Origin of the sequence: Bradyrhizobium shewense (assembly GCF_900094605.1) — a bacterium.
Taxonomy (GTDB): Bacteria; Pseudomonadota; Alphaproteobacteria; order Rhizobiales; family Xanthobacteraceae; genus Bradyrhizobium; species Bradyrhizobium shewense.
This window is the reverse complement of sequence record NZ_FMAI01000003.1, coordinates 217,499-241,060: the sequence shown is the minus strand read 5'-3', so window position 1 is coordinate 241,060 and position 23,562 is coordinate 217,499. Positions and strand designations below refer to the sequence as shown.

The 23,562-nt window shown below is 63.4% G+C and carries 16 protein-coding genes; 8 read left to right on the top strand and 8 right to left on the bottom strand.

The genetic code is table 11. From position 1 onward, the window contains the following. Positions 1–157 precede the first annotated feature (157 nt). Positions 158–1,753 carry an ABC transporter substrate-binding protein gene (locus GA0061098_RS08055; RefSeq protein WP_091955839.1) on the top strand — a complete coding sequence of 532 codons (1,596 nt, stop codon included), beginning with the start codon at positions 158–160 and terminating at the stop codon, positions 1,751–1,753. Positions 1,754–1,881: 128 nt separating this feature from the next. On the opposite strand, the gene GA0061098_RS08050 is transcribed toward GA0061098_RS08055, so the two are convergent. Together GA0061098_RS08050 and GA0061098_RS08045 are read right to left on the bottom strand one after the other, a co-directional pair. Beyond that, complete coding sequence (locus GA0061098_RS08050; RefSeq protein ID WP_091955838.1) at positions 1,882–4,113, bottom strand: CHASE2 domain-containing protein; 2,232 nt, start codon at positions 4,111–4,113, stop codon at positions 1,882–1,884. 140 nt (positions 4,114–4,253) lie between these two features. Beyond that, positions 4,254–9,665: a VCBS domain-containing protein gene (locus GA0061098_RS08045; protein WP_091955837.1), complete on the bottom strand. Its 5,412-nt coding sequence runs from the start codon at positions 9,663–9,665 to the stop codon at positions 4,254–4,256. Between the two features lie 619 nt (positions 9,666–10,284). On the opposite strand from GA0061098_RS08045, the gene GA0061098_RS08040 reads away from it, so the two are divergent. Both GA0061098_RS08040 and GA0061098_RS08035 read left to right on the top strand, forming a co-directional pair. After that, positions 10,285–11,016: a transglutaminase-like cysteine peptidase gene (locus GA0061098_RS08040; RefSeq protein WP_091955836.1), complete on the top strand. Its 732-nt coding sequence runs from the start codon at positions 10,285–10,287 to the stop codon at positions 11,014–11,016. A 174-nt stretch (positions 11,017–11,190) separates the two neighbouring features. Then, the gene (locus GA0061098_RS08035) at positions 11,191–12,303 is read left to right on the top strand and encodes a lysozyme inhibitor LprI family protein (protein ID WP_091955835.1); all 1,113 of its coding nucleotides are present in this window, start codon (positions 11,191–11,193) and stop codon (positions 12,301–12,303) included. A 234-nt stretch (positions 12,304–12,537) separates the two neighbouring features. Here GA0061098_RS08035 and GA0061098_RS08030 read toward each other — a convergent pair whose 3' ends face one another. From GA0061098_RS08030 to GA0061098_RS08005, 6 genes are all read right to left on the bottom strand, one after another. Continuing rightward, positions 12,538–13,737: an ABC transporter substrate-binding protein gene (locus tag GA0061098_RS08030; protein ID WP_091955834.1), complete on the bottom strand. Its 1,200-nt coding sequence runs from the start codon at positions 13,735–13,737 to the stop codon at positions 12,538–12,540. Between the two features lie 107 nt (positions 13,738–13,844). Continuing rightward, a complete protein-coding gene (locus GA0061098_RS08025) occupies positions 13,845–15,683 on the bottom strand; it encodes an AMP-dependent synthetase/ligase (protein ID WP_091955833.1) in 1,839 nt (612 codons plus the stop codon). A gap of 91 nt (positions 15,684–15,774) precedes the next feature. Next, entirely contained in the window at positions 15,775–16,563 is a 789-nt protein-coding gene (locus GA0061098_RS08020; RefSeq protein ID WP_091955832.1) for an ABC transporter ATP-binding protein, read from the bottom strand. Between the two features lie 3 nt (positions 16,564–16,566). After that, positions 16,567–17,325: an ABC transporter ATP-binding protein gene (locus tag GA0061098_RS08015; RefSeq protein ID WP_091955831.1), complete on the bottom strand. Its 759-nt coding sequence runs from the start codon at positions 17,323–17,325 to the stop codon at positions 16,567–16,569. After that, positions 17,322–18,473, bottom strand: a complete 1,152-nt coding sequence (locus GA0061098_RS08010) for a branched-chain amino acid ABC transporter permease (protein ID WP_091955830.1) — start codon at positions 18,471–18,473, stop codon at positions 17,322–17,324. The genes GA0061098_RS08015 and GA0061098_RS08010 overlap by 4 nt, the downstream gene beginning before the upstream one ends. A 5-nt stretch (positions 18,474–18,478) precedes the next feature. Beyond that, positions 18,479–19,354, bottom strand: a complete 876-nt coding sequence (locus GA0061098_RS08005) for a branched-chain amino acid ABC transporter permease (RefSeq protein WP_091955829.1) — start codon at positions 19,352–19,354, stop codon at positions 18,479–18,481. Positions 19,355–19,616: 262 nt separating this feature from the next. Here GA0061098_RS08005 and GA0061098_RS08000 point away from each other — a divergent pair, with 262 nt between their 5' ends. The 5 genes from GA0061098_RS08000 to GA0061098_RS07980 all read left to right on the top strand — a co-directional run bounded on the left by GA0061098_RS08000 (position 19,617) and on the right by GA0061098_RS07980 (position 23,502). Further along, on the top strand, positions 19,617–20,366 hold the full coding sequence (locus tag GA0061098_RS08000) for an ABC transporter ATP-binding protein (RefSeq protein WP_165637232.1): 750 nt from the start codon (positions 19,617–19,619) through the stop codon (positions 20,364–20,366). Further along, on the top strand, positions 20,363–21,889 hold the full coding sequence (locus GA0061098_RS07995) for a permease (RefSeq protein ID WP_091955827.1): 1,527 nt from the start codon (positions 20,363–20,365) through the stop codon (positions 21,887–21,889). Before GA0061098_RS08000 ends, GA0061098_RS07995 begins: the two co-directional genes overlap by 4 nt. 85 nt (positions 21,890–21,974) lie before the next feature. Next, complete coding sequence (locus tag GA0061098_RS07990; RefSeq protein ID WP_018321341.1) at positions 21,975–22,229, top strand: AbrB/MazE/SpoVT family DNA-binding domain-containing protein; 255 nt, start codon at positions 21,975–21,977, stop codon at positions 22,227–22,229. Next, positions 22,226–22,630 (top strand): type II toxin-antitoxin system VapC family toxin, encoded by a 405-nt coding sequence (locus GA0061098_RS07985; RefSeq protein WP_091955825.1) that lies wholly within the window; start codon positions 22,226–22,228, stop codon positions 22,628–22,630. Before GA0061098_RS07990 ends, GA0061098_RS07985 begins: the two co-directional genes overlap by 4 nt. A gap of 59 nt (positions 22,631–22,689) precedes the next feature. Then, the gene (locus tag GA0061098_RS07980; protein ID WP_091956030.1) at positions 22,690–23,502 is read left to right on the top strand and encodes an MBL fold metallo-hydrolase; all 813 of its coding nucleotides are present in this window, start codon (positions 22,690–22,692) and stop codon (positions 23,500–23,502) included. Positions 23,503–23,562: the final 60 nt, after the last annotated feature.

The window sequence follows — 23,562 nt, the reverse complement described above, 5'->3', positions numbered from 1 at the left end:
AATCGTATGCAATGGCTATGCCAAAGAGAAACTTATTCTGCAATTTGGCCCTGCGACGACAAGTCCTTGTAGGTCGCAGGCGGGTGCACGCGCCGCGCTGCCTATTCTGGCATCAAGATTGCAAGTTCGGTCCCGAAATCCCTGGGAGCTCTAGGCCATGCGTGTTCGTCTATCGATTTGTCTCGTCGTGCTTGCACTGGCGTTGTCCGCAATCTCGGCGCGCGCCGAAACGGTGGTGCGCTACGGCATCTCGATGGCGGACATTCCGCTCACCACGGGTCAGCCCGATCGCGGCGCCGGCGCCTATCAGTTCACGGCCTATACGATCTACGATCCCTTGGTGGCCTGGGAGATGGACGTCGCCGACCGGCCCGGCAAGCTGGTGCCGGGGCTCGCCACCGAGTGGAAGGTCGATGATGCCGACAAGACCAAATGGCGCTTCACGCTTCGCAAGGGCGTGAAGTTTCACGACGGCAGCGAGTTCAACGCCGACGCCGTGATCTGGAATCTGGACAAGGTGCTCAACGACAAGGCGCCGCAATTCGACAAGCGCCAAAGCGCGCAGGTGAAGACCCGCCTTCCCTCCGTTGCGAGCTACGCCAAGATCGACGATTTCACCGTGGAGATCACCACCAAGACGGTCGATTCCTTCTTTCCCTATCAGATGCTGTGGTTCCTGGTGTCGAGCCCCGCGCAGTATGACAAGCTCGGCAAGGATTGGGACAAGTTCGCGAGCCAGCCCTCCGGCACCGGCCCGTTCAAGCTGACCAAGCTGGTACCGCGCGAGCTTGCAGAACTCAGCAAGAACCCGGACTACTGGAACAAGAAGCGCATTCCCAAGGCCGACAAGATCGTGCTGGTGCCGATGCCGGAAGCGCTGACCCGCACCAACGCGCTGCTCGCGGGGCAAGTCGATCTGATCGAGACGCCGGCGCCGGATGCCGTGCCGCAGCTGAAAGCCGCCGGCATGAAGCTCGTCGACAACGTCACACCGCATGTCTGGAATTATCATCTCAGCGTGCTGCCGGGCTCGCCCTGGACCGACATCCGCCTGCGCAAGGCGCTGAACCTCGCGATCGACCGCGACGCCGTGGTCGGGCTGATGAATGGCCTTGCCAAGCCTGCCAAGGGCCAGGTCGACCCGTCCAGCCCGTGGTTCGGCAAGCCCGGCTTCGAGCTGAAATATGATCCGGCTGCAGCGAAGAAGCTGGTCGAGGAAGCCGGCTACTCCAAGGCCAAGCCGCTGAAGGCGACCTTCATCATCGCACAGGGCGGCACCGGCCAGATGCTGTCGCTGCCGATGAACGAATTCCTGCAGCAGAGCTTCAAGGAGATCGGCATCGACATCGACTTCAAGGTCGTCGAGCTCGAAACGCTCTATACGCACTGGCGCAAGGGCGCGGCCGACGAGATCAACGCCGGCATCACCGCCAACAACATCGCCTACGTCACGTCAGACCCGCTCTACGCCATCGTCCGCTTCTTCCATTCGGGCCAGATCGCGCCTGTGGGCGTCAACTGGGGCGGCTACAAGAACCCGAAGGTGGATGCTCTGATCGACGAAGCCAAGCAGACGTTCGATAGCGCCAAGCAGGACGAGCTGCTGGCGCAGGCGCACGCGCTGATCGTGGACGATGCCACGCTGGTCTGGGTCGTGCACGATACCAACCCGCACGCGCTGTCGCCGAAGATCAAGCAGTTCGTGCAGGCGCAACACTGGTTTCAGGATCTGACGACCATCGGGATGGAGTGAGGGCAAACACGGGTGTTGTAGGGTGGGCAAAGCGCAAGCGTGCCCACCATTTCTACATTGCCGAGCAAGATCGTGGGCACGGCGCTACCGCGCCTTTGCCCACCCTACGAGAGCGGTGATTGTCGCTACTACTTCGTCAGGAGCGCATACGCCCCGGTCCAGCCTTCCGGCGGCGGGTTGAGCTGGAAATCCCTGATCCTCGCCTCGTAGAGTCTGAACAGCTTTTCAAGCGTGTCGGCGTCCTCGCTGTGACGGCCGCGTTCGATCGCATCGAGTGCGCCCTGCCAGTCGCGACCGCGGTAGCAGCCGAGCATTTCGATGGTGATGTTGCGCAGGCGCTGGAAGGCGCCCGACTGCATCACGTCCTCGCGCCCGGCGATGGCGTAGATCACCTCCGGCTCGGTCTTGCCCTTGACCATGATGAAGTCCAGCTCGAGGATCGCGAACTTGTCCTTGGCGGCAAGCGCGGTCCTGGATCCAACGATGATCGGGAAGCCGTATTCCTTCGACTGGCCTTCCAGGCGTGAAGCCAGGTTCACGCTGTCGCCGAGCACCGAATAATTCTTCTTCAGGTCCGATCCCATATTGCCGACCACGCCGATGCCGGTGTTGAGGCCGATGCCGACATTGAGCGGAATGTAGACATGACCGCCATCGGCGGCTTCCTGCTCACGCTCCTTGTTGACCGCGTCGATCTGCTCCAGCATCTGGATCGCGGCCTCGCAGGCGTTGACCTCGTGCTCGGCATCGTCGAGCGGCGCGTTCCAGAACGCCATGATGGCGTCGCCCATGTATTTGTCGATGTAGCCCTTCCGCTCGATGATCACATCGGTGAGCGGCGTCAGGAAGCGGTTCATCAGCGCAATCAGGCCTTGCGGGTCCTGCTTGTAGCTTTCCGAGATCGTGGTGAAGCCGCGCACGTCCGAGAACATGATCGTCATCTCGCGCTCTTCGCCGCCGAGCACGAGCTTTTCCGGCGACTGCGCCAGCTGCTCGACCAGAACCGGCGACATGTATTGCGCGAACTGCCCGCGGATCTGCACGCGCTGTCGCTGCTCGCGCACGAAGCTCGCGAAGATCAGCGTCAAATAGACCGCAGTGGTCGAGAGCAGCGGATAGGTGAAATCGATGAGGTAGCGGTACTGCGCGTAGAAGAACCAGGACACACCGACCAGGATGGCGGCGAAGGTCGCACCCGCGAGCACGAGGCGCACCGGGCCGAGATTCGGCGTGAAGATGATCACGAGCAGGCCGATGACGAGCGCGGCCAGCAATTCGACGCCGAGCGCATAATTCGGCTGCGAGATGACCGCGCCGCTCAGCACGCTCTCCAGCACCTGGGCGTGGATCTCGACCCCCGGCATGGCCCGGGACACCGGCGTGGTCTTGATGTCGTTCAATCCGCCCGCAGAGGTACCGACCAGCACCAGCTTGCCGGCGAACCTGGAGGGCGGCAGGCTGTTGTCGAGCACGTCGACCGCGGACACGTAGATCGAAGGATCCCGGCGGGCATAGTGCACCCAGAGCTGACCGTTCTTGTCGGTCGGAACTTCCAGACCCTTGAGGCGGATCGACCTGATACCGGCCTTGTCCGTGCGGACCAGCAGGGTCGGCGTTCCCGTGACGACGCGCAGGATCTCGAGGCTGAGCGAGGGCATGATGTTGCCCTGGGCGCGCATGATCATCGGCACGCGGCGGATCAATCCGTCACGCTCGGTCCGGATCGAGAACAGGCCGCGACCGGCCGCGATCTTCTCGATGATCGGCACGTTGCGGAGCAGGCCGGGGAATTCGAACAGGAAGCGCTCGGCCCCGTCCTCCCCGAGCGTAGCCACGCCCGTGAACGGAAGCGATTTGTCGAGCTCGGACAGGACCTCTGGAAGCCCGGTCTCACCCAGCACGACGCGCGAGCGCTTGATCGCGTCGGCGAGGACCTGGTCATTGCTCGGCAGCTCGCGCAGCTTGGCGCGGGTGGCGTCGTCGAGATAGCGCATCTGGCTCGCGACCAGATCCGGGTTGAGCCGGTCGGGCTCCGAGAACACCACGTCGAAGCCGATCGCCACCGCGCCGCTGTCTGTGAGGTTCTGGATCAGGTCGGCGATGCGCGTGCGCGGCCACGGCCATTGGCCGAGCCTTGCAAGGCTCTTGTCGTCGATGTCGACGATGACGACCGGCCGCGACGTCTTGTGCCTGGGATCGATCAGCTGGAACATGTCGAAGGTGCGCAGCCGCAATTCCTGGATCGGCGGCGGGTCCCACAGGCGCGCGCCGGCGAATATAACCAGCAGCGCGAGGCACATCAGCCGGGCGAAGCCGAACTTGCGCGCAAACCACCGCCGCAGGATCTTGAGACGTTTCATTTCGATCGGACTTCCTGCAACCGCCTCGGGTTCGATCTCGGATCGCAATGGCACAGATGGCCATGGCTCGGTCGCACAGGATAAGGGTTTTTTGCCGCGATCAAAGTGGAATGAAATGTCGCGCGCCTGATCGGACGCCTTTAGCTCACATGAAGAATGAAGTCGCTGGCGTGGAGATTGCCGGCGACCATGTTCTTCAGGAGGATCTTGTCGCTGCTATCGAGCGTCACCAAGGTATCGGTACCCTGCTGCTCCGCAAGCTGGGAGACCTGTGTCCACGACGTGATGCTGGTGAACTGGCGCAAATCGATCTTGTCGAGGCCGAGCTGGAAGTCGTCCACGGTGTGCTGAACCGCGGTCTGCGACAACGTCGGCGCGAACACGAACTGGTCCTTGGCCCCGCCACCGATCAACGTATCACTCGACTCGGTCGCGAAAATGACGTCCTTGCCGCCGGCGCCTTGCAAGATGATACCCTGGCCGCTCGCTCCCTCGGCGAAGATAAAATTGACCGTGTCGGAGTGGCCGGCCGAGTCGGTGACAGTCAGCATGATCTGGTCGGTCGCCGGCGGCTCCGGATAATCATCGGTGCTGGCGCCTGTCGGATCGTAGACGATGCCAGTGCCGCCGCTCGCGAGGCCCGCGTTGATTGCGTCCAGCGAGCCCGTCATGGGAGCGAAATAGACGCTGCTGACGTTCGGATGTGCGGTCGACAGGGTGACGGTGAACGTATCGACCGCTGCGCCTGCATCGGTGTCGATGACGGCAAGTTCTGTGACGATGTCGTTGCTGTTCTCGATGATGTGCTCGACCTGGAAGTGCTCGGTGTCGATGACCGGGCCTGTGGCGTCGTCCGTGCCGGTCACGTCCACCGTGAGCGTGGCCGTGCCGGTCGCACCATGCACGTCCGTGGTCTGGACCGTAAACGTATCGGTGTAGGGTCCTGCCGCCAGCGCGTTGATGGCCTCGGCATTCGGAACGTAGCTGTAGGTACCGTCGGAATTGACCGTCAGCGTCCCGTACAATCCTCCGACCGTCGTCGCCGCATGGTGATCCGCATTGATGACGGCATAGGTCAGCGTCGCCGTCTCGCCGGTGTCGACATCGTTGCCCGCCAACGTTCCGGTCAGATCGCAGAAGGTGTCGGCAGCAGCCGTGTCCGAGAGCGGACCGATGTGGAGATCCGCAAGCGTCGGCGCGTCGTTGCTGCCGGCAATGTTGACGGTAACGACTGCGCTCGTGCCAGCGCCCTCGGCATCCGACGGAACGATGGTGTATTGCAGCGACAGCGTCTGGCCGGCGGCGAGGAAATCGAACGCCTGCCCGTGCGAATTGAAGTTCCAGGTGAACTGCGTATGAGTCGCGGTGCCGTCGAGGATGTCGCCCGAGGGGACCGTGAGATCGCCCAAGAGGTCGGCATTCGACAGCCCGCCGACGCTGCCCGTTTGCAGCGCGCCACCGAGATAGGCTTGCACCTGGCTGACCGACACCGTGACGTGATCGGTCGCATCGACGTCGGAGACCACCAGCACGCCATGCGCAAGCTGGCCGGCATTGGTTTCCATCAGATCGGCAACGGCGCCGCCCGGCCCGGAGCTGCCACTTGCCCAATCCGCATCGCCCTCGATCGCGAGGCTCTTGGCGGGGTTGACCGCATTGGAGGCCGTGGTCCCGCTGCCGTCGGCGAGCTGGTAATACCCGGCCAGATTCGCCTCGTGGCCGGTGAGCGCGGTGAAATCGATCGACTGGATCTGCGTCTGCGTGAGCGCGGCGGTCCAGACGCTGACATCGGCGATCGAGCCGAAGAAGCCTTCCGCGCCGAAGCCCGGGGCGAACCTTGCGCTCGCCGCCCCGATCATCATGTAGGACGGTTCCGGAGCGCCAGCGATCGCGTTCACGCCTCCACTGTGGGAATAGACGGCGCTGCCATCGACATAGAGCGTGAAGATGCCGTTATCGCGCGTCAAGGCGAGGTTATGCCATTCCCCCGCAGTGAGCGCGAAGCCGGTGTTCTGGACCTCGACACCGCCCTCGAGAATCGCGATCTCCAGCTTGCCGCTGATGACGGTGCCCATGAGACCGAAACCGGTGGTCGATGTATTGCCATTGTAGAACAAGACCTGGCCGGCGGAGGCAGCGTCCCCGTTCCAGTTCACCCAGCCGCCCAACGTCACGTCGTCCGTGGCGACCGTCGGCACGTCGCCGACCGCGATGGTCGCACCGTCGAAGTTCATGTAGTCCGACGTGACATAGGACACCGCCGGCGCATCGTTGGTGCCGGTGATGGTGACGATGACGTCTTGCGAGATTTGCGCGCCGTGATTGTCGGTGAACGTGACGGTGTAGACCTGAGTGATGGTCTGCCCTTCCGCCAGCGACTGCAGCACGGGATCGCTGTTGTCGATCGTGAAGTGCCAGTCGAGCGTCGCGCCGTTGTTGGTGTCGGCGTTGGATTCGGACAACGTGCCGATGGAGAAGGTGCCGATAGGCGAGCTGGTTTCGAAGCCCGGCAGATCCGTGCTGACGGACGACGACTTGAACGACCACTGCGCCGTATGGGTGTCGATCAGGTCGACGTCCTGGATCGCGAGCGTGCCGCCGGTGGTCAGCGAGGTGCCCTCATCCTCGAGGACCTCGCCTTTTGCCGCGCAGGCATCGCTCGTGACCGTCGGCGCGTCGTTGGCGCCGTTGATCGTGACGGTCACGTCCTGCGAGACCTGCGCACCGTGGTTGTCGGTAAAGGTGACGGTATAGACCTGGGTGATGGTCTGGCCCTTGGCCAGCGACTGGAGCACGGCGTTGTTATTGCCGAGGCTGAAGTGCCAGCCCACCGTCGCGCCATTATCGGTGTCGGTATTGAACTCCGCGACGTCGGAATCGATCGTGAAAGTGCCGAGCGGCGTGTTGCCGTCGAAGCCGGGCAGCTGCGCGTTCGACGTCGCCGACTTGAACACCGCCTGCGCACCGTGGGTGTCGATCAGGTCCAAATCCTGGATGGCCAACGTGCCGCCGATCGAGAGTGTCAGGCCCGCGTCCTCGGTGACACAGCCCTTCGCCGCGTCTTCATCGCTGGTGATGGTCGGGGCATCGTTGGTCCCTGTGATCGTGACCGTGACGTCCTGCGTTACCGCCGCACCGTTGTTGTCGATCACCGTGACGGTGTAGACCTGCGTGATCGTCTGGCCTTTGGCCAGCGACTGCAGCACCGGGTCGTTATTGTTGAGCGTGAAGGTCCAGCCCACTGACCCGCGGGAGCTGGCGCCCGGGCTTTCATTCACTGAGCCGAGGCTGAACGTGCCGATATGCGAGGTGCCGTCGCTGAAGCCCGGCAGATGCGCGCTCGAAATCGTCGACTTCAGCGAAAAACTCGCGGTGTGCGTATCCGTGAGATCAGGATCGTTGAATGTGATGGTGCCGTTGGCGGCGAGCGTGGCCGCCGTATCCTCGGTCACCGCACCGGTCGGCGTGGTCAGATCTTCGACGATCGTCGGCACGTCGTTGGTGCCCTCGACATTGACGTCCGCACCGTCGATGGACACGGTAACCGGCGTGCTGATGACACCGCCGTGCCCGTCATCGACCTGCACCACGTAGTTGAGGGTCAGTTTCTCGCCTTTGGCGAGGAAATCGAACAGATGGTCGGGAACGCTGTAGGTCCAGGTGGCCGAACCGTTGTTGCCGTTTCCCGCGCCTTGTACCACGGTCAGCGGCACCTCGACGGCGGCGATCGCCGCGAGCTGCTGCGGCGTCAGCGACGTGATATCGTTGCCTTCGGCGTCGAGATATTTGAACGGCTGGGTCGACGAGAGTGCCGCGCTCACGATCGGGCGGTCCGTCAGATCGACGTCGGTGAAGGTGACGGTGCCCGTGATGGTATCCAGAGCCTCGTTGCCGGTTCCGACCTTTTCGATGACGGTTCCGCCCAACGTCGCGACGGTGGGCTTGTCGTTCGTTCCCGTGACCGTAATGGTGATCGGGATGAACCTGGACTCGGGATTGACTGCGAAATTGGTGTCGACGCGGACCATATAGGTCAGCGTCAGCGTTTCGCCGGCCGCGAGGAAGTCGAAGACGTTGTCGGGAATCGTGTACGTCCAGACCGCCGAGCCGTTGTTGTTGTTGCCGGCGTCGTGGACGACGTTGATCTGGATCTGGGTCGCCGCAATGTCCTGCTTCTGGAGCGCCGAGAGCGAGCCGGTGACGTCGTGCTGGCCGGCGTCCTTGTAGACGTAGTTCGGCGCTTCGGCGAGGCTGATGCTCACCGTCGGCCGGTCGCCGAGGTTTTGATCGACGAATCTGATCAGGCCGGAAATCGTATCGGAATGCGTGTCGCCGGTCGCGTCAGCACGCTCGGTCAGCGCGAACGCCGTCTTCGCATTGCCGCCGGCGTCGAAGCTTTGCACAATCGGCTGGCCGGGAATACGCACGATGGGCGGCGTGGACGTGCTGGGCGCCTCCGATCCCTGCGGATTGAGATTGACGAATGTCGCGGTCGCGACGGCGCCGCCCCCCGACTTGAACACCACGTCCAGACTCATCGGCGTGAGCGTGTCGGTGAAGTTCGTGGTCAGCTTGGTGTTGGTGTTGTTGTCGGTGAACTTCAGCGTGAACACGTCCGTGATCAGCTTCTGAACGTCCGGCGACATCAGCGCATTGGAGATCGAGACGTTGCCGCCGCTGATCTGGATCATCTGGCCGGCCTGGTTGACCGTCGCGATCGGCAGCAGCGTGACCTTGTCGAACAGGATGTAGGAGCCCGTCGTGCCGTTCGGCTCGACCAGCACCTGGAAGCTTGCCTGCGGCTGCGGATCGCCGCCTCCGGCCGGAACGACGAAGTTGATCTGGGTCAGCACGGCGGTGCCGCGGATGCCCATGGTGGCGACCGGCGTGTCGATCTTCATGTCGCCGTGCTTGGCGGTCTCGCCGGCCACGAAGGTGATGGTGCCGGCGACCAGGCTCAGCAGCGAGGAATTGCTCGACCCGTTGGGGTCGTAGACCATCTCGTTCAGCACCATCCGCGCATTCGAGGACAGGCCGAACACGGTGCCGTCGATGAAGGTGATGCCGAGCGTGGAATCCGCGCCGGTCGAAACCACGTCGCCCTTCTCGACATTGTCGCCGTTGTTCAGGATGACCGAGACGCCATTGCGGATCGCGGTCGCGCTGCCCACGAGCTTGGTGACGTGGCCGATGACCTGGGCCGCGGCAGCGCCGCCGGGGGCGGCTTGAGCGACCTGGACATGGCCCGTGAGCGCGTTGACAATTTCGCCGGCGAGATGGGCGCCGTCGGGTGAGGCGAGCGCGGCACGCTTGTCGCCCCTGAAATAATCGTGAACGACGAACTCGTGCCCCTCGTGGGACAGCACGAGATCAAGACCCGCGCGCTTGAACTCGCCGTTGAAGATCAGGTTGGGGTCGGGAACAACGAACGCGCCCTCCGGCACGTGGCCATGCGCTTTCGCCGTAAAGGAATCGACATGAGCGCCGCCGGGCGAACGGGAACCCTGGCCGTCCAAAGGAATCGCGGCGTCAAATTGGCCAGCGTAATTCAACCGGGCACCGTAAAAAGGGTTAAAATTTAAGTAAGTATCGACCGCCTAAGCTTGCATAGCATTAGCAAGTCCTTAGCGATACCATCTATTGCTTGTGTGATTTCGCATCACTTGGCCCCAGGAGGCCACACGGCTTGGCGCCGCTATAGAGAAGCGAAAGTAATCTCTCAAATATTCGGAAGTCGAATTCAGCCTGTTTCCACGCATTTCCAGTCATCCAAAGTAAGCTGACGTATAATCACGGAGCAGATACTTGCGTCATCTTTCCTTCGCGAGGTCCCGCAGCATCCTGCGGCAAATACGCACTTAAATCTGTGACCTAACTAACAGAACCCCATGAAATAGGGGGTCGTTAGCCATAGGGCCCAGATTCGGCACTGCCACAACTTGTGTCTGCAATTGGCTCGATTTCGCGGCAGCCGGACACCTCCTAGCCGGCGAATCGTAAAATTTTACGCAATTTGGACGGGCCCGTTTCAGCCTGTTCCCCGGTTTTGGAACCCCAGCCGGGCGCGTTAAGCAGAACAAAACGGCCCGTCTCGCACTATCTCCGCGAAAGCAACAAAGCCCGGCACGTTCAGGTCGAGGGGGATCTGGCGAAGCTGGAAGGGGATGTCAGATGGAGACCGCTGCTCGCTCGCGCGCCTGGCGCGCATTCCTTGTCCTGTGCGGATTGGTCCTGTGTGGGTCGACCGCCGAGCTTCGCGCCGGCACGCTGCTGTCGCCGGGCGCAGGCCTACTCGTGCGCAAATCCGCCGAGCCGTTCGGCGTGTTCGCCTTCGCCATCTCCGCCGGCAGCCTGCAACAGAAATGGCTCGCGCTGAAGGACAAGCTCGACGGCGACATGGTGCAGCTCGCGCTATGCGACGGTGACCGCGACAATTGCGCTTCGCCGGCGGCCCTGAAGCTGCTCGCCATCGTCGACCAGGCCCGCGCCCGCTACGGGCGCGCCCGGCTCGGCGAGACCAACCGCGCCATCAACCTTGCCATCCGGGCCGCCAATGACGGCATCGACGACGTCTGGAGCTCGCCGCTTGCGACCTTCGCGCGCGGTGCCGGCGATTGCGAGGACTATGCCGTCGCCAAGCTGGCCGCGCTGCGGTTGGCGGGCGTGGCCGCCGAGGACCTCCGCATCCTCGTGGTGCGCGACGTCAGGGCCGGCGAGGAGCACGCGGTTGTCGCCGCGCGTCTCGACGGCCGCTGGCTGATGCTCGACAACCGCCGCATGGCGATGGTCGAGGACGACGCTGCGCGGAGCTACCGGCCGCTGTTCGCGCTCCATCAGTCGGCCGTGATGAAATATGTCGACGAACCGATGCAGGTCTCGATGGTCGCCGCCGAGGCACGTTGATCCATCTTGTAGCCCGGATCGAGCGCAGCGCAATTCGGGGCCGCTGTCGCTTGTCGCACGAATCCCGGATTACGCTTCGCTCCATCCGGGCTACGAACCTCCGTTCACCAAAAACTCATTCCACCACGCGATCCGGGCGGCTAGCATGGCCACGGCTTTGCGGGGGCGACGGGAATGCGGTTCATCGTGCTGACTGTGATTGCGCTGCTGGCGCTCGTCTCACCCGCGTCAGCGCAGTCCGACCGCTCCATCGCCGATCGGCTGCCGCTGTTCGCCAAGAACAACTGCCAGCAGATTCGCGACCCCGGCAATCAATTGTTCTGCGGTGATGCCACGCTTGCCGCCGCCGCCGAGAAGCTGAACACCGCGATCGAGGCGCGGCTCGCCCGCCTGCCCGATCGCCTGCCTGCGATCGAGGAGAATGCGATCTGGATCCGCCAGCGCAATCTCGGCTGCGGCATCGTCGGCCAGACCGCGATCCGCCCCGACGATTTCGAGCGGGTGAAGGCGTGCCTGCTCAAGGTGACCGAGGAGCGCGCCGCGATCCTGCGCGATCCGGATTTCGACTGCCTCGCAGCCAACACCGCGGCGGGCGCGGTGATTTGTGCGGACCCGTCGCTGGCACTTGCCGAAACGGAGCTCAATGGCCAGGTGCTCGGCCTGATCGGCAAGCTGGACCCGACCGCAGCGCGCTTTGCCTTCGCCGAATATGGCAGGTGGACACGAGAGCGCGATCGCAAATGCAATCTGGTCGGCAAGGAGAACGTGCCGCTCCAGGAGCTCGAATCCGCAGAGGATTGCCTCGCCGATCATTTGAAGCACAAGGCCGACGATATCCGCGCGGCGAAGGGCGATCCCAAGAAGGTGTTCGGCCGGCAGGTCGCGGCCCGCATCCCCGACACCGACGCGGTCGACTTCTGCGCGGCGCGGATCCATGCGGCCAATTCGTGCGGCAGCTTCCTCCGCATCAACCGCGTCTACGCGCTCGACAGCCAGGTGACCGAGCAGGAGGCTCAGGTCACCGGCGAAATCGAGATGGCGGTGCTGGCGCCCTTCACCATGTGCAGCAAGGTCGCATCCAGCTGCACCGGCACCTGCTGGGACGCCAGGACGGGTCTTCCGCAGCCGGGCGCCGCCAACAAGGAGCGTTCGGCAGAAGCCTTCAACGTGACGCGTCGCCTGAGGATCCAGCGCACTTTTGCGTTCGTCAAGGCCGCCGACGGCTGGCGCTGCCGCGAGGACGAGTTGGCGCCGGTGAATTCGGGGACGGCGAGCGGGGGATCGTAGGTGCTTCTTCCTTCCCCCCTTGTGGGAGAAGATGGCGCGCGCGAGCGCGACGGATGAGGGGTTCTTTCCACTCGCTAGACTATTCGTGAGGGTAGAGACCCCTCACCCGGCTCGACGCTACGCCATAGCCGATGCGAAGCATCGGCGTTCTGAGGACGGCGGCCGTAGGCCGCCTATGCCACCCTCTCCCACAAGGGGAGAGGGTGCACTGAACTCGCCGCGAGAGAGCCCGCATCAAAACATCAGATTGTCCTTCACCAGGACCCAACGGCCGTTCTTCACCTGCTGCACCTGGGTGACAGTGGTGGCGAGATGGTTGGTCTTCGAGAACACGGTCGGCGGCGAATTGAAGATATCCTGGAACTTGTCACCGGACTCCAGCGCGTCGAGCATCTTCTGGCCAGTGAGATCCTTGCCAGCCTTGTTGGCATAATGCGCGAACGTCATCACCGCATTGTAGCCGATGATCGCCTGAGTGTTGGCGTCGGCGTTGAACATCTTCTTGTAATTGACGAGCCAGTCCTTCACCTTTCCCTTCGCGGTGTCTTCGTAGGGAATTTCGAAGTTCGAAGCGGCATACAAGCCTTCCACCACTTCCTTGCCGAGCGCCGGCACTTCGAGCACGTTGACGGGCGTGGCACCGAGGAAGGTGACCTCCCAGCCGAGCTTCCTGGCCTCGGTCATGGTGCCGATAGGCTCACGGAGGACCGCGCCGAGCACGACGAGGTCGCAGCCGTCGGACTTCATCTTGGCGACCTGCGCCGAGAAGTCGGAGGCGCCGCGCTTGTAGCTCGTGATCGAGGCCGGCTGCACCTTCATGGCGGCGAGCTGCTGGTTAAAACCATCGAGCACGTTTTTTCCGTACTCGTCATCCTGATGCATGATGCACGGCTTCTTGAAATTCTTTGCCTCAATCATGTATTTGAGCGCTGCGCGCGTGCTCTCGACATAGGGCAGGAGGTTGTTGAACTTCAGCCGCTCCTGCGGCTTGGCCGCATCGAACTTGAAGGTGAACTCGGCCGCCGTCAGCGGGAAGAGCTGAAGCACGCCGGCGTCGAGCAGGATATCCTGCGCAGCGAGCACGGTCGGCGATCCCATTGGTCCCACCATCGCGAAGATCTTGTCGCGCTCGATCAGCTTTTGCGACGCCAGCACGGCTTTCTTCGGATCGTAGCCGCTATCCTCGACGACAAGCTTGATCTTGCGACCCTGGACACCGCCCGCCGCGTTGACCTCCTCGACCGCCATCTTCATGCCGTTGGAGACCGGCACGCCCCAGCCCTTGATCGGGCCCGACAGGTCCTGATGCGTGCCGATGACGATCTCGGATGCCGAGATGCCCTCATTGGTGACCTTGGTTTGAGCGGCGGCCGGCACACAGGTCAGCGCAAGGGCGCTCACCGCCAGGCCCAGCGCCTTCAGCGATTTCGACATTGCAGTCTCCTCCTTCAGTGGCCCGTGTTGAGCGAAGGATCGGGCCTCTTAAGCCTTCGCCGTTTTCTCAAATCCATCTCTCTTGAGCATGATCCTCCGGATCATGCTCAAGCAACCGCGCGCTCGCGATACATCGCCTCGATCTCGGCGGCGTAGCGCTTGTTCACGAAACCGCGCTTCAGCTTCATGGTCGGCGTCAGCTCCTCGTCCTCCGGAGTGAGCTGGCGCTCGATCAGGTAGAACTTCTTGATGGTTTCGACGCGGGCAAAATTGCCGTTGACCTGCTCGATCTCGCGCCCGATCAGGTCTTGAATCTCCGTCGCCCGGCACAGGCTCGCGTAGTTGGTGAAGGGAATATCGTGGTCCTGGGCGAACTTCTCGACATTCTCCTGGTCGATCATCACGAGGCAGGTCAGATACGGCCGCTTGTCGCCGATCACGACGGCATCGGAGATGTAGGGCGAGAACTTGAGCTGGTTCTCGATCTCGGAGGGCGTGACGTTCTTGCCGCCGGAGGTGATGATGATGTCCTTCATGCGGTCGGTGATGCGGACGAAGCCTTCATTGTCGATGGTGCCGACGTCGCCGGTGTGCAGCCAGCCGCGTTGATCGATCGCTTCCGCCGTTTTCTCCGGCTGGTTGAGATAGCCCATGAACAGGAAGTCGCCCTTGATCAGGATCTCGCCTTCGGGCGACAGCGCGACCTCGCCCCAGGACACGGCGGTGCCGACCGAGCCGAGCTTGATCCGCGTCGCCGGCATCATGGTGGCGACGCCGCAATTCTCGGTTTGGCCGTAGAGCTCGTGCATGTCGATGCCGAGCGCGAGATACCAGCGGATCAGCTCCGGCGCGATCGGCGCTGCGCCGGTGAAGGCGACGCGGCAGCGATCGAGCCCGATCATGCGGCGGATGTTGCGGAATGCGACCCGGTAGGCGATCCGGCTTGCGAGGCGCAACGACAGCGGCGGCGCCTTGCCCTCGATCCGGTAATCGACCATGCGATAGCCGATGCCGATGGCGCGGCGATAGACCCATTGCTGGAGCGGGGTCGCATCCTTCAGCGCGATGGTGATGGCGGAGTAGAATTTTTCCCAGATGCGGGGGACCGCGAGGAAGACGGTCGGCTGCACCTCGCGCAAATTGTCCGGCACGGTTTCCGGGCTCTCGGCGAAATTCATCACCGAGCCGAGAGCGACCGAGATGTAGTAGCCGCCGATGCGTTCGGCGACGTGGCACAGCGGCAGGAAGATCAGCCTGTCCTCGTCCTCCTGCGCCGGGATGAAGTCATTGGCGTGACGCATCTGGTGCGTGACGCTGCGGTTGGCGTGCATCGCGCCCTTGGGGGGACCGGTGGTGCCGGATGTATAGACCAGGATCGCGAGATCGCCGGCGCTGCGGCTGTCGATCATCTCCTGCCACAGCGCCTCGCGGCCGACCATGTGATTGCGGCCGAGCGCGCGAAACTCGTCGAGCGACATCACCATGTCGTCGGAGAAGCCGCTGAGGCCCTCCATGTCGAACACGATGATCTTCTGCAGGCTCGCGCAGCGCGCGCGGCAGGCGAGGATCTTGTCGAGCTGCTCCTCGTCCTCGGCGAAGATCACTTTGGTGCGGGAATCGTTGATGAGATATTCGACCTGGGACGACGCATCGGTCGGGTAGATGCCCGAAGCGACGCCGCCGGCGCACAGGATGCCCATGTCGGCATGGACCCATTCCGGCACGGCGTTGGCGATGATCGAGGCGACGTCGCCGGGCATGAAGCCGGTCGCATGAAGCGCGTAGGCGATCTCTTTCGATATCGCCAGCCATTCGCGCCAGCTGGTCGGCTGCCAGATGCCGAATTTCTTCTCGCGGATGGCCGGCCGATCGCACCGCGTCTCCGCAGCGCGCAAGAAGCTCTTCGCAATCGTATCAGCGACCGTCAGCACCGCCGGTCGGGCCATGCGCCTCTCCTCCTTGTCGCCTGCCTCCGCTGCCTGCCTTGCCGGCGGTCTCTATAGCGGATGGCAAGCTCATCTTACTGCCAGCTCTTCCTCACCGCCACGTCTTCTTCTTTTTCCAGCGCCGCTCGCCCCGCGCGCCCGCTTCCTTGGCGCCAAGGTAGAACTCCTGGATGTCCTGGGAATGCATCAAGCGGTCGCAGGTGTCGTTCATCACGATACGGCCGATCTCCAGCACGTAGCCGTAATGCGCCGTCTCCAGCGCCACCTTGGCGTTCTGCTCGACCAGCAGGATCGACATGCCCTGCTCCTCGTTGACGCGGCGGATGATGGTGAAGATCTCCTTCACCAGCAGCGGCGACAGGCCGAGCGACGGCTCGTCGAGCAGCAGCAGCGTCGGCCGGTTCATCAGGGCGCGGCCGATCGCCAGCATCTGCTGCTCGCCGCCGGAGAGCTGGCCGGCCGGCTGGTTGATGCGCTCCTTCAGCCGCGGAAAGTAACCATAGACGCGCTCGAGATCCTCCGCGACGCCGTCGCGGTCCTTGCGCGGATAGGCCCCCATCATCAGGTTCTCGCGCACCGACAGGAACGGAAACACCTCGCGTCCCTCCGGCACATGGCTGAGGCCGAGCCGCACGATGCGGTCGGCCTCCATGCGCTGGATCGGCTTGCCCAGGAATTCGATCGAGCCCTTTTGCGGGTCGAGAATGCCCGAGATGGTCTTCAGCACCGTGGTCTTGCCGGCGCCGTTCGCCCCCAGCAGGGTGACGATGCGGCCGCGCGGCACTTCCAGCGAGATGCCGCGGATCGCCATGATCGGCCCGTAATAGCTCTCGATGTTGGAGAGCTTCAGGATGATCTCGGGCGTGACGGCGGCGTCCATGCGTCAAGCTCCCAGATACGCGGCGACGACGTCAGGATGCTGCTGCACCTCGGCGGGCGAGCCCATTGCCAGCACGCGGCCGTAGTTGAGCGCGATGACGCGATCGGAGACGCGGTTGACCAGCGACATGTCGTGCTCGACCATCAGCACGGTGATGCCGAGCTCGCTCTTCATGTCGCGGATCCAGAACGACATGTCGTCGGTCTCCTCGACATTGAGGCCGGACGACGGCTCGTCGAGCAGGATCAGCTTCGGCTCCGAGCACAGTGCGCGCGCCAGCTCGATCACCTTGCGCACGCCGTAAGGCAGGCCGGAGATCAGCTTGTCGCGATAGGGTTCGAGATCGAGGAACTCGATGACCTGCTCGACCCTGCGGCGATGCACCTTCTCGTTGGCCCGCACGCTCGGCAGGAACAAGAGCTCCTGCCAGAGCTGCGTGGTCGAGTGCCGGTGACGGCCGACCAGGAGGTTGGAGAGCACGGTCGCATTCTCAAACAGCTCGATGTTCTGGAAGGTGCGGGCGATGCCGAGCTTGGCGATGTCGTAAGGCGGCTCTTCGGTGATATCCTGGTCCTCGAAGAAGATGCGGCCCGAGGTCGGCCGGTAGATCCGCGAGATCAGGTTGAAGATCGAGCTCTTGCCGGCACCGTTCGGCCCGATGATCGAGAGGATCTCGCCCTTCTCCACCGCGAACGAGACCGCATCGACGGCCTTGAGGCCCCCGAAATGCAGCGACAAATTGTCGGCGCGGAAATAGCTCATCGGTTCCGCTCCGACTTCACGTAGATCTTCTGCCGCTTGAAGGTGGCGCGCTTGTAGAGCGGGAATAGCTGGAAGAACAGCTTGATCTTGAGCCAGCGGCCGTAGAGACCGAGCGGCTCGAACAGCACGAACAGCACGATGATGATTCCGTAGATCGCGCCCTTGAGGCCGTTGAGCGAGGCGAAGGCCGCGACCTTCGACTGGATGTTTCCCGCGGTGGCCGTGCTGGCACCGAACGTCGCCGCGATCCCGGCGATCATGCCGGGCATGTCGTCCTTCAGATACGTCAGGAACGGATCGATCATCACGATGAAGATCGCTCCCAGCACCGCGCCGTGCAGGCTGAAGGTGCCGCCGATCAGGATCACGATGATGAACTCGATCGAGAGCTGGAGCGTGAACATCTCCGGCGAGATGAAGGAGAGCTTGTGCGCGAACAGCACGCCGGCAAAGCCGGTGATCGCCGCCGAGATCGCGAACGACTTCACCTTGTAGAGCGCGACATTGACGCCCATGCTGCGCGCCGCCGTCTCGCTGTCGCGGATCGCGACGAAGGCACGTCCCGTCGGCGAGCGCAGCAGATTGAGCGTGCCGACGATGGTCAGCACCAGCACGGAGAGGCAGAGGAAATAGAAGGTGGGGCTGTCGCGCGGGACGGTGACGCCGAGCAGCGACAGCGTCTTCACCCGCATGCCCTCGTTGCCGTGGGTGACGCTTTCCCAGCGCGCCAGGATCTCCTCGACGATCAAGGCAAAGGAGATGGTGGCGATGACGAGGTAGATGCCGGTGAGGCGCAAAGCGGGAAAGCCGACCATCGCGCCGATGATGCCGGTCAAACCTCCGGCGGCGAGGAAGTAGACCGGGAACGGCACGTTGTACTTCTGCAAGTATGCCGCCGTGTAGGCCCCGATGGCGAGGAACGCGGCGTGACCGAGTGAGGCCTGGCCGGTAAAGCCGGTCAGGATCAGCAGCGCGACGCCGACGATCGCATAGATGCAGACGAAGACGAGCTGGCTCATCAGATAGCTGGAGAGCACAAAGGGCGCGATCAGCAGCAGTGCGAGCAGGATGCCGTACGAGACCAGATAGCCCGAATGCGGAAACAGCTTAATGTCGTCCTCATAGTCGGTCTTGAACAGGAAGCGCATTGCGTTCAGACCTTCTTGCGGACGTGGTGGCCGAACAGGCCTTCTGGCTTCAAGAGCAGCACGGCGAGCAGCACGAGGTAGGGCGCCACATCCTTCCAGCCTTCGGGCAGGTAAAAGCCCGCCATGCTCTCGATCACGCCGATCAGGACGCCGCCGACCACGGCGCCCGGGATCGAGCCGAAGCCGCCGAGGACCGCAGCGGGAAACGCCTTCAGGCCGAGCACGAGGCCGACATTGGAATGGATGAAGGTGATCGGCGCCAGCAGCACGCCGGCGCAGGTCGCGACCGCCGCGCTGATCGCCCAGACGACCGACACCACGCGCTTGACCGGGATTCCCATGTAGTAGGCCGCGAGCATGTTCTCGGAACTGGCGCGCATCGCGGTGCCGAGCGTGGTCTTGTTGAAGAAGAGATAGAGCAGCGTGCACAGGATCATCGTCGCCGCGATCACCGAGAGCTTGTCGTAGGCGAGCACCAGCGAGCCGATGCGGAGCACGCCCTGGCTGAACGGAGTCTCGATCTTCAGATCATCGGTGCCCCAGATCATGCCGGCGACCGAGCGCAGGAAATAGCCGAGCCCGATGGTGGCCATGATGATGGAGAATTGCGGATAGCCGAGGATCGGCCGCACCACCACGCGCTCTGCCAGCATGCCGAACAGGGCCATCGCGGCCACCGCACCGGCAAAGCCGATCCAGTAGTTCAGGCCCATCATGCCGATGAAGGTGAAGGCGAAGAAGCCGCCGAGCATCATCAGATCGCCCTGGGCGAAATTGACGACCTCGGTGGCCTTGTAGACGAGCACGAAGCCGAGCGCGATCAGGCCGTAGACGCAGCCGAGCGCAACACCGCTGACCAGCTGCTGAACGAAATCCAGCATTGACGCGCGTCCTCCCGATGCAACCGCCGGTTCTTCCTGACCGCCTTGCCGCATCTTGTGTCCAGTCGCTGCGCAGTCGTTTCGCTGCGTTAGCGCCATTTGTCCGGAACCAATTCAGCCTGAACCGTTCAGCGCTGTCAACAAACGGTGACTTGCCATTAGTCGAAACCGGATGGCGGAATTTGTGGGCCGTAGATTCACGGTGCCGAAACATCTTGGGATCATGGTCACGAGCGATGCAAAACCGGATAGTGTGGCCGTCATGAAGCGGGACAAGTCGGCACTGGAAGTCCTGGGGTTAACGAAGCGTTTTGACCGTCTGGCGGTCGACAGCCTCGATCTCACCATTCACGCCGGCGAATTCTATGCGCTGGTCGGCCCCAACGGCGCCGGCAAGACCACCACTTTGCGCATGGTTGCGGGCCTGTTGCGGCCCGATTCCGGCGCGGTCTCAATCTTCGGCATCGATGCGCTCGAAAATCCCGTCGCCGCCAAGCAGGTGATGGCGTGGGTCTCCGACGAGCCGATGATCTACGACAAGCTGACCCCGCTCGAATATCTCGAATTCGTCGCCGGCCTCTGGGGCATCGCGCCGTCGGTCTCGAAGCCGGTGGCGCAGGACCTGCTCGGCTCGCTCGGCCTGGAGCCGCATCGGCACGAGCGCTGCGAGGGCTTTTCCAAGGGCATGCGCCAGAAGGTCGCTCTCGCCGGCGCGCTGGTGCACGATCCCCGCCTCATCATTCTCGACGAGCCGCTGACGGGGCTCGATGCCGTCTCCGCCCGCCACGTGAAGGGCCTGCTCAGCGAGCGTGTCCGCGCCGGCTGCACCGTCATCATGACCACGCATATTCTCGAAGTCGCCGAGCGCATGGCCGACCGCATCGGCGTGATCGCCTCGGGCCGCCTGGTGGCCGAGGGCACGCTGACCGAGCTGCGCCAGCAGAACGGCCATGCCGACACCAGCCTGGAAGATCTCTTCATCGCGCTGGTGACGCTTCCGGAAGCCGCATGAGCTCGGCAACCGCGCTCTCCTGGTTCGCACGCCACGAGCTCCGGCTCGCCTGGCGCGAATGGTTCGCCATGATGACCGGTGGACGGCGCAAGCGGGCGCGCGCCGCGGTCATCGGCCTCGTCTGCTTCGCCGCGCTGCTGCATCTGCCGGCCTGGGCGGTGATCGGCCGTTTCGCCGATCTGCAGCTGCCGCTCGACAAATCCTCGCTGATCGTGATCTCGGCGACGATCTTTCTCGCCTGGACCTTGATGCTGTCGCAGGCGATCGAATCGGTGACGCGGGTGTTCTACGCCCGCGCCGATCTCGACCTGATCATGTCCTCGCCGGCGACGCTCGCCAATCTGTTCTCGGTCCGCATCGCCGCGATCGCGCTGACCGTCACCGCGATCGCGCTGCTGTTCTCGACGCCCTTCATCGACGTGCTCGTGATCGGCGGCGGCGCGCGCTGGCTCAGCGCATTCGGGGTGGTCGTCGTCATGGGCCTCTCGGCCGCGGCGGTCGCGATCGCCGTCACCATCCTGTTGTTTCGCCTGATTGGCCCGGCGCGCACGCGCCTGATCGCCCAGATCCTCGCCGCGATCATCGGCGCCGGCTTCGTGATCGCGCTCCAGATCGCGGCGATCATGTCCTACGGCACGCTGTCGCGCTTCACCATCCTGACTTCAGGCAGCGTGGCCGCCCATGCCCCCGATGTCGACAGCATCTGGTGGTGGCCGGCGCGGGCGGCGATGGGCGACAGCGAAGCGCTGCTGCCGCTCCTGGCGCTCGCTTTGGTGCTGCTTGGAAGCGTCATGGCGATCTTCTCGCACCGCTTTGCCGACACGGCGATCGATGCCGCCGCTTACGGCGCCTCCGGCAGCAGGCGCGCGAAGGAGCGCCCGTTCCGCGCCGGGTCGCGGCAGCAGGCGCTGCGGCGCAAGGAGTTCTCGCTGCTCTGGCGCGATCCCTGGCTGATCTCGCAGACCCTGATGCAGCTGCTCTATCTGGTGCCGCCGGCGCTGCTGCTCTGGCGCAATTTTGCCGACAGCTCCGCGGCGCTGACGCTGATCACGCCGGTCGTCGTGATGGCGGCCGGACAGCTTGCCGGCGGGTTGGCCTGGCTGACGATCTCGGGCGAAGACGCCCCCGACCTGGTCGCGACTGCGCCGCTGACGCCATCCGCGGTCATCCGCGCCAAGATCGAGGTGGTGCTGATCGCGATCGCCGTGATCTTCTGCCCGCTGATCGGCGCGCTGGCCTTCGCCGCACCGATCCAGGCTGCCGTGAGTGCCGGCGCGATCATCCTCAGCGCAGCCTCCGCGACCGCGATCCAGCTCTGGTTTCGGGTGCAGGCCCGGCGCAGCCAATTCCGGCGCCGCCAGACCTCGTCGCGGCTTGCGACCTTCGCCGAAGCGTTCTCCTCGATCGGCTGGGCCGCAACCGCGGCATTGCTGCTTGCACTCCCCATCGCCGGCCTCATCAGCGGCCTGATCACCGCGAGCCTCGTTGCGATCACCTGGAAGTTCAGCCCAAGGCGGGATTGAAGGCGTGTGAGAGGAGCCTTGCCTGCCTCACTTGAAAGTAAGGCTAAATTACCTTACCTATTGGCTATCAAGGATTGAGGATCCCATGGGCACGCTTACTGTCACGGCAAAGGGGCAGGTTACGCTGCGGAAGGATCTCCTGGAGCACCTCGGTGTGCATCCCGGCGACAAGATCTCGATAGAGAAGCTTCCTGGAGGGCGGGTTGAGGTGAAGGCAGCTCGGCCCGTCGGAAAGATTTCGGATGCCTTCGGTTTCCTGAGAGGAAAAACGAACGGTCGATCATTGTCGATCGAGGAGATGAACGAAGTCATCGCTGACGGCTGGACCGGCAAGCGATGAAGATAACGCCCGACACCAACGTGTTGGTGCGCGTTCTGGTCGGGGATGACGCCGAACAGAGCAAGGTGGCCGAAGCCCTTCTCAAGAAGGCAGACCTAATAGCCATCTCGATCCCCGCACTGTGCGAGCTGGCCTGGGTTCTCTCTCGAGGCTACAAAACTTCGGCTGAGAATATCTCGGCTTCGATCCGGCATTTGATCAATGCCTCCAATGCCGTCGTCGATCGGCCGGCAGCCGAGGCTGGATTGGCGTTCCTCGATGCCGGGGGCGATTTCGCCGATGGCGTCATCGCCCATGAAGGCAATTGGCTTGGAGCCGACACTTTCGTGTCCTTCGACAGGAAAGCCGTGAAACTGATCGAGGCAAGCGGCGGATTGGCGCGGCTGGCCGGCACCACATGACGCGAGGATAATTCGTAGATACACTCAGCAGATCGTCGATGAGCGGCGGACGGTTCTGCATGTTTCGACCATTGCTGACGGCTCTTGCGTTTCTCAGTTGGCTGGCCGCCCCTGCCCTCGCCCAGCAGCCACAGCGCAGCGAATGCCTGGCGATGGCCAACGCGGCACCGCGTATCCTGCCGGTCGCGTTCCGGCCGACGGCCGGCACAGGCGAGGTCGAGATCACCTATGCCGGTCATTCCACCTATTTCATCGACACGCCCGGCGGCTTGCGCATCGCGACCGATTATAGCGGCGCCTACCAGGTCGGGCGGCTGCCCGACGTCGTGACCATGAACCGGGCCCACAGCACGCACTACTCTCTGTTTCCCGATAAGCGCATTCCTCACGTGCTGCATGGTTGGGGCGAGGACGGAAAGCCGGCGATCGTTTCAGAACGCATCAGTGACGCCTTCATCCGCAATGTCACAACCGACATCCGCCGCTATTTCGGCGACGACGCCGGCACCGACATGATCCGCGACGGCAATTCGATCTTCATCTTCGAGGTCGCCGGCCTCTGCATCGGCCATCTCGGCCACCTCCATCACAAGCTCGACGACAGCCATTTCGCCCAGATCGGACGGCTCGATATCGTGATGGTGCCGATCGACGGCACCTACACCATGTCGCTCGACGGCGTCTCCGAGATCACCAGGCGGCTGCGCGCTTCGGTGGTGCTGCCGATGCACCGCTTCGCCACCCCGCTCGACGATTTCATGCGCCGGATCGGCCAGCAGTTCGAGATCGACCGGCGCTCCGAGCGGTCGTTCCGGATGTCGCGGGATGCGCTGCCGTCGAAGCCGACGGTGATCATCCTCGACGGTGTCTGAGGCGCAATTTTCTCCAAGCCTTCTGCCGTCTTTCGGTGCTGATCTCCTCGCAACAGGAGA